Raw genomic sequence first — 10,207 nt, 5'->3', positions numbered from 1 at the left:
AGACCGGCAACACATCCTATCGCTTCGCCCAGAGCAAGTCCCGCGAAAATCACTGACGCTCCGCAAGCAAAGCCCAAAAGACGAGCTCGCTATTTGGTGGCCGCTCGCCTGTGGGCTTTGCCACCTCGGGGGTGGGTCATTTTTGGATGATCATAACCCACCCAAGTGGGTCACTTTCGCATGCCGATTTACAAGCGAGCCTTGAAGGTGCGGCTGGATTTCATGGTGTTTTGCGGGCTGGGCCTGCACGCGCCGGTGCCGGATGAAACCACACATTGCCGCTTCCGCAATGCGCTTGTGAAGGGCGGTGAACCGGGAGTATCCGTAGCCCTCCGGATAATTGGCGCGATATTCCTCCCACAACAGCGACAGCGTCACGCCCTTGCGGCGCAACTCACGGTGGCCCCAGGCCCAGTCAGGCTGGGCCGCGATCCGTCGGGTGTTCTGGTAGGCTCGATCAGAGCGAGTTGCGTTCACTCAGTTTCATAGCCTGCGGCCTTGAAGAAGTTGTAGCACTCTTCCTCAGTGAAGAGATCGCAGACATTGCCAACGCCCCGCCAAAGGTCGTCGTATGTCCGTGCGGCGGCCCGCCGGATCAACGCCTTGAGCTTGTAAAAAGGCCATTTCAATGGGGTTCATCTCCGGGCTGTAGGGCGCTGCCACACGGGTACGGACTCGATCCCAAGCCCTCATCGGCGGTGCGCGCTTTTGTCCAGATAGAAATGAGTCGCCGGAAGCGGTCGGTCATGTCAGACACTGCGCGCTCGTCCGCAATCTCCCCGGCCAACCAGGCGCGAGCCACATCCCCGAAGATCGACCGTCCGACCGCGAAGCCCTTCACGATGTCAACCCTGGCTGCGCGCTCAAGGCTACGCGACAGTGTGTCCAAGGGCGCGTCCAGACCCAGCATCAGCACGCCCCGGCACCATCGGTCGTGCTTGTGGATTACAGCATCGATCCTCTCCCAGCCCGCGTCGGACTGCTCTGCCAGCTTCCACCAGTCGGGACGGATGCCGGCGCGGTAGATCTCCTCCAGCGCGTCTCCGGTTTCGGTCTCAGGCCGACCGGGATTGCGCGAGATGATCTCGAGTAGGAACTCATGCCCTGTGTCGCGTGCGGCCGATTGCAACCGCTGCATCTGCGCCATCTGAGTTCGCTTGAGGCTATCTTCGTCGGAGAAATCGTAGAAGATCAGGCACTTTGCCACGTGGTCGCGTGGCCATGCTGCAATCTCGACCCCGAGCGACGGCTTGCCTTCAAATGTGATGGGGCAGGAACCTGGCTGCTCGACGGGACGTCCAATCCACATGTCATTGCGCTCAGCCTCAAACAGGGCAGATTGGCCGTAACGTCCGTCCAACAGCGTTCCGATCGTGACGCCGGGTGCACGAGCGGCCAGCGCGGCCTGCAATCCCAGTTCCTTGAAACGCGAGATTGCGCGAGCGTCGGCGCCGGTCTCGTTCGCCATGTCCTCGAGCTGGGCGCGGTGATCCAGCGCAAGGGCGCAGATGTCACTCCAGGTACGGCGCCGGGTCGTCGCCCAGTGAACATGTTCCAGCACCGCGTCCTCGCGCAGCCGTTTCACCTGAATGCCGCGCTCGAAGAACACCTGAAGCTCGTCCCAGCTCGGATAAGAAGGCGCGCAGCCGTGGCGCGATACGGCAAGTGCGCCGCAGGCGTTCGCGATCCGGCAGCATTCGGTCAGCGGAAGGTCACGGAGGTAGCCGCGCAAAAAACCGGCCATGAACCCGTCACCTGCGCCGAGGACATTGAACACCTCGACGGGAAATCCGGGAGACGAGATGCCCTTGCCGAGATCATCCGGAATTGCGCAGTCATAGACCACGCAACCCTTGGGGCCCGTCTTGAACACGATCAGGGCGTCGGTGAGCTCCCGGATCGCACGTAGTGCCTCGCGCGTGTCGGTGGATCCACCGGCGATGTGCAGCTCTTCGTCGGTACCGACGATAACGTCGCATTCGGGCAGGATCGATTGCACACGCGCGGTCACGGCTTCATCCGCGACAAATCGTACGTCGCCCTGCCCGGCGCCACCCAGCCCCCACAGGTTTGGGCGATAGTCGATGTCGAACACCACCTTGCGTCCCGCCGCACGGGCCGCGTCCATCGCCTTGCGACTGGCAGCCTCGAGATTCGGCTGCGAAAAGTGCGTCCCGGTCACAAGGACCGCCTTGGCCTGCGCGATCACCGCAGGGTCCACGTCGTCCTCGGTTAAAGCCGCATCCGCGCAGTCGGTTCGCGCGAAAAGCAGCGGAAAGCTCCGGTCATCCTCCAGCCCGAGAAAAGCCATCGCCGTTAGCCGGTCGGGATCGGTGCCCAATGCGAAGGTCTGCACGCCCTCAGCTTCGAGCGTCTCGCGCACGAAGGTGCCGTGCTGGTCCGCGCCGACCCGGCTGAGCAACGCCATGTTCAGGCCCAAGCGCGCGCCGCCGACTGCAATGTTGGTCGGACAGCCGCCGACATACTTGGAGAAGCTCAACGCATCTTCCATGCGACAGCCGACCTGGTCGGCATAGAGGTCTACGCAGGCGCGGCCGATCGTGATCGCGTCGAGGGTCGGTTCGGTCTCGGACATTGGTCTGACTCCGGGCGTTAGCGGGTTGCGTTGCGCTCCGAGCACAATGTGCCCGTGCGGATGGCGAGGATCTGCGCGAGCGAGATCGTCGCGTTGAGCGAGCGGAAAGTCTCGACCGAGGCTTCCGTGATGTGAAACAGGACGTTCGCATTGACGAACGGAGTGCGCGGCACGTCACAGATCGCAATAGTGCGCGCACCAATCGAGAGCACGTGGCTGAAGGCACATGCGGTTTGTTCGGACCCTGGCTGGAAAGAGATTGCAAAGACAGCGTCATCGGGCGCGACGAGGTTCAGCTGCTGGTCAAGCGTACCGCCAGCCCCGTCGAGCAGGTTCGCGGAAACCTCCAGCCGCGCAAGGTTATAGAAGAGATAGGTGGCCGCAGTGAAAGTGCGCTTCTGCGCGAGAACGTGCACCATCCGCGCTGATGCCATGATCTCGGCGGCCTCCTCGATAAGTTCAAGCGGCGTAGAACGGTGCATCTCCTGCAGCGATGCTATGCCCGCGTCCACGAAGCTCGTGACAAGTTCCTCGGTGCCGCGCCCGGTCTTGCGCTGCTCTAACGCCCGAATACGGTCGCGATAGGATCGCGTCTCCTGCTGCATCTGGCTCTTGAACACCGATTGCATCTCGGAAAATCCCGAAAAACCAAATGCTTGGGCGAACCTCACAATGGCCGATGGCGCGACGCCTAATTCATTCGCCAAACCGGCAGTATTGCGCAGCGCAAAGCCAGAAGGGTCTTTCAGAACGAAGTCGGCAATCACCTTGAGACGCTTGCTCAGCCGGTCATAGGACCGGGCAATTTCGGCCTGAAGCTCCTCATAGCTCTGAGCTGCTACCATTGTCCGCTCCCGTTAGCGCATCTAATGGACTAAAATTTCCATCTTGACGATGCCTTGGATGTTATGTTCTAAAATTTTGCACATCAAGCGATTATTTCGCCTGTGGGAGGAGAGACGAGATGAAGGCTTGCGTGATCCACGCGGCGAAGGATGTACGCCTCGACACGCGCGACGAGGCGCCCCTCGCCGACGGCGAGGCGCGCCTGTCCTTCGCATATGGCGGCGTCTGCGGCTCTGACATCCACTACGTCTCGCATGGGCGCGTGGGGGATTCCGTAGTGCGCGATCCGATGACGCTGGGCCACGAGTTCTCAGCCACGGTCGCCGAAGTGCATCCCGAAGTGACGGGGCTTTCTCCGGGAACCAAGGTTGCCGTTAATCCTGCCCTTCCCTGCGGCGGCTGCGCCTTTTGCCGCGAGGGCCGAACGAACCTCTGCACCAACATGCGCTTCATGGGCAGCGCGGCGCGCCGACCACACCAGCATGGCGGTTTCGCCGAGCGCCCAGTCGTCGCCGCGTCCCAATGTATCCCTCTGCCCGAAGATGCGGACCTACGCCATGTTGCCATGGCCGAGCCATATGCGGTGGCCCTGCATGCAGCCGCTCTCGCCGGCGACCTATCGGGGCGGATCGTCCTCATCACCGGCGCGGGCGTGATAGGACAGCTTCTGGCGGTAGCCGCGCGCCGCGCCGGGGCGGCCGAGATCGTGATGGCCGACGTGGTGCCCGCAGCACTGGACCGCTCCCGGGAGCTTGGCGCAGACAATGTCTTGAACTCCGGCGATCCCAGGGAAGTGACGGCCTTCCTGTCCGAGCCGCGCATCGACGTCGCGTTTGAGGCTTCGGGCGCGCCGAAAGCCTTCGACCTTTGCATTGAGGCGCTGCGCCCGGCCGGGACGCTGCTACAGGTAGGCTTTCTGCCTCCCGCGGCACCGATAACCATGGCCAAGCTGCTGACGCGCGAACTGCGCATCCTCGGCACCTACCGCTTCGTCGACGAATTCGCCGAGGCTGTGCGCCAAATCGTGGACGACGAGGTCGACCTACGGCCGATAATCTCTGCGGACATGACGCTCAACGATCCCAATGCGGTCTTCCGCACCGCGCAAGACAAGGTGAATACGCTCAAGGTCATGGTGCACTTCTGATGGCCTGTTCTTCGCCCCTTTCCACGCTGTCCTATTCGCCTGCCGCGCTGCGGACAGGCGCCGTGCATCTCGGAGTTGGCGCATTCCATCGCGGCCACCAGCAAACCTACTACGACGACCTCGCCCGCCTGGGACATCGCGACTGGGGTGTGGCTGGGCTGAACTTGACGCCGCCCGACATCACGGCAGTACACGCGGCGCAGAAAGGCACCTACGCTGTGCTGACCGAGGATCAGGACGGACAGTTGGTGCGTCGAATCGGCACCCTGCGCCGGGTGGATCACCAGCCCAATCCTCACGATCCGCTCTGGGATGGGATCGGCTTTGCGACGCTGACAATCACCGAGAAGGGCTACTGCCACGCCTCAGGTAGCACCACCTTGGATCCGGAGTCGGCTATTTCCGCCGATCTCACGTCACCGGAGGTTCCGGTTACCGCCGTCGGGTTCCTCGCCGCCATTCTGGACCGGCGCCACAAGATAGACGGCGGCCCGATTACGCTTGCCAGTTGCGACAATGTGGCGGCGAACGGAGCGCTCCTCCGCGGGGTGCTGCTGGACTTCGTGGCGCGCACCCGGCCGGATATGTTCGCGTGGGTGGAAGATAACGTTGCGTTTCCCGACAGCATGGTGGACCGGATCGTGCCACGGATGTCGGAGTCTTCAGCCGCTCGGCTCGCCGCGGCAGCAGGCAATCGCGACGAACTCGGCGTCGTCGCAGAGCCGTTCCGCCAGTGGGTTATCGCCGATCACTTCGCCGCCGGGTCACGCCCGCCACTGGAAGAGGTCGGGGTGCAAGTCGTCCCGGATGTCGCAATCTTCGAGCACATGAAGCACCGGATGCTGAACGGACTGCAGTCGGCGCTGGCGGAACTGGGCCGGCTCGCCGGTCGCACTGCCTCGCACGAGGCGGTCACCGACCCCGCGCTGGCCGCTTGGTCGCGCCGCTTTCTCGCCGCGCAGGCCGAGACGCTATCCTGTCCGCCTGGCGAGGACCTCAAAGTCTACGCTGAAACAACGATGCACCGGCTCGCCAACCCAACCATCGTGCACCCGCTGACGCAGATCGCGACCGATGCAAGCTTCAAGCTGCCCCAGCGCATCTTCGCCCCAGCGGCCGAGCGTCTGCGGGCCGGCCAGAACCTCGACCAGTACGCCGCGGTCGTCGCCGGGTGGATTGCCCAAGCTGGGGACACTACGCCTGACAGTTTTGGCATTGCGGTGTCCGATCCCGGCTCGGTCCGCGTCGCCGCTGCGCGCGACGCGGCGGGCTCAGCCTGTGCAGTCTCAGATGCCGTGGTGCGCGCCCCGCTCTTCCCCGAACCGCTCGCGGCCTCGGAGGTCTTCAAGACGCAGGTGGCCGACTGGCTCGACCTGATCCGCGCCGGCGACCCGCACCGGCTGCGTGCCATTCTGCGCGACAACACAGGGAGCAACGCCAATGCGTAGGGGGCTCGGAGGACGCAGTCTCGAAGAATGGGTTGGCGCGACGCTGATGACCCTCGTCGTTACGTTGCTCGGCTTTCAGGTCATCGCGCGCTACGGCTTCGGACAGGCGTTCAGCTGGCTTGAGGAGGTCAGCCGATTTGCCTTCGTCTGGGCAGTCTACTTCGGCTTCATCATGGCGGCCGAGGGGGATCGGCACATCCGGGTGGCAGTCCATCTCGACATGTTGCCCAAGAGGGCACGGCTGGTGATGCTGACCCTCGCCGACTGCCTCTGGCTGGTCTTCAACGCCGTGGTCATATGGCATGGCTATTTCTTCACTGTCTCGATGTTCGAATTCCCTTACATCTCGCAAACCACGGGCATCAATCTCGTCTGGGTGCAGATGATCGTTCCTCTGGGATTTCTGCTCCTATCGATGCGCGTAGTGCAGGTCATGATCCGGCGCTGGCGGCACGGCGAGCTACCCGAAGACAGCCGACGGGGAGAGTAAGCATGGATCCTACCCTCGCCCTGACCCTGTCCTTCATCGTCTTCCTGCTGATCGGGGTGCCGGTTGGCATCTCGATCGGCCTCGCCGCTGTCATCGCAATGACGATAGTCGGGCTGCCGCTGTCTTATCTCGTGCAAACCGCCTATACTGCGGTGGACGAGTTCACGATTATCGCGGTGCCGATGTTCATCCTGGCCGGCACGCTGATGGAGAAAGGCGGTCTGACCGAAAGACTCATCGGCTTTTCGCGCGCTATCGTTGGGTCCGCGCCGGGCGGCTTGGCCACCGTGACTATCGTGGCGTGCACGTTTTTTGCCGCAATCTCGGGTTCGGGTCCAGCCACCACGGCGGCGATCGGATCGATCATGATCCCGGCGATGATCAAGGACGGCTACGACCGCGGGTTCGGCGCGGCGATCACCTCGTCTGCTGGGGGCATCGGCGTGGTCATCCCGCCCTCGATCCCGATGATTATCTACGGCGTCACCTCCGAGACCTCGATCAGCGCGCTGTTCGTGGCGGGCGTCATCCCTGGCCTATTGCTGGCCCTTGCCCTCTTCGGCGCGAGTGCACTGATCAGTCGCCGGAGGGGCTATTCCTCCGAAACCACCGGCGCACGTAGCTTGCGCGCCATCGGCCGCGCGGCGTGGGAGGCAAAGTGGGCACTGTTCGCTCCCGTGCTGATCCTCGGCGGCATCTACGGCGGCATCTTCACCGTGACCGAAGCGTCCGTGGTAGCCGTGCTCTACGCCCTCTTCGTCGGGATCTTCATCTATCGCGAGATCACGCTCACCAATTTCACCGACGCGGCAGTCTACGCCACGCGGATCACGGGCACGGTGATGCTGGTGCTGGTGACAGGCCGGATCGTCGGTCGGCTGCTGTCGATCCTGCAGATCCCCCAGCTGGTGTCCGGGTTCCTGATCGACACTGTGTCAAACCCGGTTGCGCTGATCTTGGTGATTCTGGTCCTGCTGGTCTTCATAGGGATGTGGATGGAGACGCTGACCCAGATCATCATCCTGACACCGCTGCTGCTGCCGGTCGTGACCAGCGTCGGGATCGATCCCATCCAGTTCGGCATCATCTTCGTGATTGCCTGCGAGATCGGCTACTCGACGCCGCCCCTCGGCGTGAACCTGTTCGTAGCCTCCGAGATCGGGCGCACATCAGTCGAGCGGGTTAGTAGGGCAAGCCTGCCGTTTCTTGGCGCCGAAATCACCGTGATGATCATAGTCGCCTTCGTCCCCGGACTGACGCTCTGGCTGCCGCGTCTTCTGGGTTTCGTCAATTAAACAGCCACCAAAGGGAGGAAACCCCATGACATCCATGCTGAAACTGGGCACCGCACTGGCGCTGACGCTCGCCGCAAGCACCGCAACTGCGCAGGAATATACCATGCGCCTGTCGCACGGCGACAACGAGAACAATCCTACCCACAAGGGGGCGGTAAAATTCGAGGAGCTGGTCGAAGACTATTCCGATGGCCGCATCGATGTGCAGATTTTCCCGTCCAACCAGTTGGGTTCGGAACAAGAGGTTGCACAGGCGCTGCGCACTGGCTCGATAGAAAGCGAGATCCTCTACACCGGCAATCTTGTACCGCTGGCACCGTCCGTGGGTGTAATGATGCTGCCCTACGCCTTCACGTCGACCGACCAAGCGCATGCCGCCATGGATGCGCTGAAAGCCCCCCTGAACGAGCGCTTGCCGCAGGAGGCCGGGGTACGCATCCTCGGCTACTTCGAGAAGGGCTTCCGCGTGCTTACGAACGGTGAACGCGAGGTCAAGACGCTCGACGACCTCCAGGATCTCAAGATTCGCGTGTCCAAGAACAATATCGCCATCGAGACGTTCAAGTCGTGGGGCGTCGATCCGGTGCCGATGGCTTGGGCCGAGGTGTTCCCGGCGCTTCAGCAGGGCGTGATCGACGGGCAGGAAAATCCTTACACGACGGCGATCTCATCGAAGTTCTATGAGGTGCAGGACTACATCACGGAGATCCACTACCTAATCTGGTCCGGCCCGATCATCGTATCCGAGCGGTTCTATCAAGGTCTACCAGAGGACCTGCAGGAGGTGCTGAACCTCGCTGGCGAAGAGGCTGCGGAGTACCAGCGCCAAGTCTCGGCCGAAGAGACCGAGGCCGCCAAACGGGAGTTGGTCGAACTCGGCATTACTTTGAGTGGTGCACCCGAGGACGAGGAGAAGTGGCAGGAGGCAGCAAAGGCGCTTTGGCCGGGGTTCTCAGACGATATCGGCGGCGCGGAATGGGTTAATGAAGCGACCCAGATCATGAAGGACGCGATGGCGGGGGAGCTTTCGCAGTAAACGAAGTATAAAGCCCCCGAGCGGCACCGCTGCTCGGGCGTATACGGTGCCTGGTTTTCGGCTGGCACCCGATCGTCCCCAACGACGCCATAGAGGCGAGAGCTCCGAAGGTCGGTAGCGGACGTGGGAGATTCGCCTCTGCGCTCGAGCCCGGGCCACTGACTTCCCGCGCGGGCTCCGTTTTGTGATCTCGCGTCAGTCCAGCGCCTTGAAGTTGAATTTGTCTGACTGTCCGTCGTCATATAAAATGGGACATCGGAGCGGCTTGAGCATTGGAGGCTCTGGCTCGTTTGTGTGATTGATTATGCTGCTTGTTTTTGATGTTGCAAGCGGCGTTGTTGGATTGTAGGCGACGGCTGCGGGGCACGTGCATTTCAGCTTGACGTGTCGAAGTTCGGCGGGAGGAGATCATCGAGCTGACTTTAACTCCGTCTGCACGATCAGCGCCAGCGCATTATGGCCACAGCGGAAATCCACCGGATTCGTCGCGATCAGGATCGGCAGCCGCTGGACCGCGACGATCACGACGCGCCCCGCAGCGCCTGCACAAGCGCCGCTGCACGCTCCACCGCAACATCGTCCGGGATGCGCAGCAGCAGATCGGGCCCGACCTCGATTGTCATCACGCCGCTTACACCCCGCGTGGGCTTTGTTGCGCAAAAGGTGTGAGCCCCGGACTTCCCCTTTCCCCAGACACACTTATCCTACGGGCTCTGTGACAGGTATGCCAAGCGCGGTGTAGCCGTTCAGCACGGCGGCTCGGACTTGGAGTTCGGCGACCTGACGGTCGAAGTCGCGCGCCATGAGGCTCTGCCCCAACAGCTTTACGCAATGCATTTTCGTCTCGGCGCGGCTTTGGCGGTGGTATCCGCTCCACTTTCGCCAGATGGCGCGGGCGAGGTATTTCGACGCGCGCAGGGCCTCGTTCCGGGCGATGGTCCCCGCGGTCGATGGCTTCCACGGCTTGGCGTTCTTGCGGGGTGGGATCACGGCGTGTGCGCCGCGGTCAGCAACGGCGTCATGGCACTTGCGCGTGTCGTAGGCTCCGTCTGCGGTAACCGAGCCGATCTACACGTCAGCGGGAATCTGGCCAAGCAGATCGGGCAACATCGGCGCGTCGCCGATCTGGCTTCCGGTGATTTCGATGGCCCGGATCTCCAGCGTTTGTTCGTCCACACCGAGGTGGATCTTGCGCCACTGGCGCCGTTTCGAGCCGCCATGCTTGCCGGTGTGCCACTCGCATTCGCCCTCGGGCTTGTGTCTGGAGATTGTGCTATTATGGGCCCATGCGGCGCGTAAGCGCGCGCCGCATGGGCGGGTGTGCGCCGGTTCGGCCTTGTTGACCACGG

At 62.6% G+C, this 10,207-nt stretch carries 7 protein-coding genes and 2 pseudogenes; 6 read left to right on the top strand and 3 right to left on the bottom strand.

The genetic code is table 11. The features are described from left to right. Positions 1–180: 180 nt before the first annotated feature. Positions 181–246 (top strand): annotated as a pseudogene (locus ABIE58_RS19480) (hypothetical protein); the annotation flags it as partial. 379 nt (positions 247–625) lie between these two features. On the opposite strand, the gene ABIE58_RS19470 reads toward ABIE58_RS19480, so the two are convergent. Together ABIE58_RS19470 and ABIE58_RS19465 are read right to left on the bottom strand one after the other, a co-directional pair. After that, complete coding sequence (locus ABIE58_RS19470; RefSeq protein WP_354546295.1) at positions 626–2,596, bottom strand: bifunctional 5-dehydro-2-deoxygluconokinase/5-dehydro-2-deoxyphosphogluconate aldolase; 1,971 nt, start codon at positions 2,594–2,596, stop codon at positions 626–628. A gap of 17 nt (positions 2,597–2,613) precedes the next feature. After that, the gene (locus tag ABIE58_RS19465) at positions 2,614–3,441 is read right to left on the bottom strand and encodes a MurR/RpiR family transcriptional regulator (protein ID WP_354546294.1); all 828 of its coding nucleotides are present in this window, start codon (positions 3,439–3,441) and stop codon (positions 2,614–2,616) included. A gap of 119 nt (positions 3,442–3,560) precedes the next feature. Between ABIE58_RS19465 and ABIE58_RS19460 the strand changes: the two genes are divergently transcribed. Genes ABIE58_RS19460 through ABIE58_RS19440 form a run of 5 tightly spaced genes read left to right on the top strand, consistent with a single transcriptional unit; the run spans position 3,561 to position 8,858 of the window. Next, positions 3,561–4,589: an L-idonate 5-dehydrogenase gene (locus ABIE58_RS19460; protein ID WP_354546293.1), complete on the top strand. Its 1,029-nt coding sequence runs from the start codon at positions 3,561–3,563 to the stop codon at positions 4,587–4,589. Then, a complete protein-coding gene (locus tag ABIE58_RS19455; RefSeq protein ID WP_354546292.1) occupies positions 4,589–6,037 on the top strand; it encodes a mannitol dehydrogenase family protein in 1,449 nt (482 codons plus the stop codon). Before ABIE58_RS19460 ends, ABIE58_RS19455 begins: the two co-directional genes overlap by 1 nt. 46 nt (positions 6,038–6,083) lie before the next feature. Beyond that, complete coding sequence (locus ABIE58_RS19450; protein ID WP_354546291.1) at positions 6,084–6,527, top strand: TRAP transporter small permease; 444 nt, start codon at positions 6,084–6,086, stop codon at positions 6,525–6,527. A gap of 2 nt (positions 6,528–6,529) precedes the next feature. After that, positions 6,530–7,822, top strand: a complete 1,293-nt coding sequence (locus ABIE58_RS19445) for a TRAP transporter large permease (RefSeq protein WP_354546290.1) — start codon at positions 6,530–6,532, stop codon at positions 7,820–7,822. Between the two features lie 25 nt (positions 7,823–7,847). Next, positions 7,848–8,858 carry a TRAP transporter substrate-binding protein gene (locus ABIE58_RS19440; RefSeq protein WP_354546289.1) on the top strand — a complete coding sequence of 337 codons (1,011 nt, stop codon included), beginning with the start codon at positions 7,848–7,850 and terminating at the stop codon, positions 8,856–8,858. A gap of 699 nt (positions 8,859–9,557) precedes the next feature. On the opposite strand, the pseudogene ABIE58_RS19435 reads toward ABIE58_RS19440, so the two are convergent. Beyond that, a pseudogene (locus tag ABIE58_RS19435) lies at positions 9,558–10,115 on the bottom strand (IS5 family transposase); the annotation flags it as partial. Positions 10,116–10,207 lie beyond the last annotated feature (92 nt).

This window comes from Roseovarius sp. MBR-78 (genome assembly GCF_040547535.1).
GTDB lineage: Bacteria > Pseudomonadota > Alphaproteobacteria > Rhodobacterales > Rhodobacteraceae > Roseovarius.
Note: the sequence above shows the minus strand (reverse complement) of the source record. Positions and strands in the feature narration are given on the sequence as shown.

What these genes read in the sequence shown, in the direction of transcription:
- ABIE58_RS19450 (WP_354546291.1), top strand. Translation starts at nt 6,084, where the DNA reads ATGACCCTCGTCGTTACGTTGCTCGGCTTTCAGGTCATCGCGCGCTAC.
- ABIE58_RS19465 (WP_354546294.1), bottom strand. Translation starts at nt 3,441, where the DNA reads ATGGTAGCAGCTCAGAGCTATGAGGAGCTTCAGGCCGAAATTGCCCGG.
- ABIE58_RS19440 (WP_354546289.1), top strand. Translation starts at nt 7,848, where the DNA reads ATGACATCCATGCTGAAACTGGGCACCGCACTGGCGCTGACGCTCGCC.
- ABIE58_RS19445 (WP_354546290.1), top strand. Translation starts at nt 6,530, where the DNA reads ATGGATCCTACCCTCGCCCTGACCCTGTCCTTCATCGTCTTCCTGCTG.
- ABIE58_RS19470 (WP_354546295.1), bottom strand. Translation starts at nt 2,596, where the DNA reads ATGTCCGAGACCGAACCGACCCTCGACGCGATCACGATCGGCCGCGCC.
- ABIE58_RS19460 (WP_354546293.1), top strand. Translation starts at nt 3,561, where the DNA reads ATGAAGGCTTGCGTGATCCACGCGGCGAAGGATGTACGCCTCGACACG.
- ABIE58_RS19455 (WP_354546292.1), top strand. Translation starts at nt 4,589, where the DNA reads ATGGCCTGTTCTTCGCCCCTTTCCACGCTGTCCTATTCGCCTGCCGCG.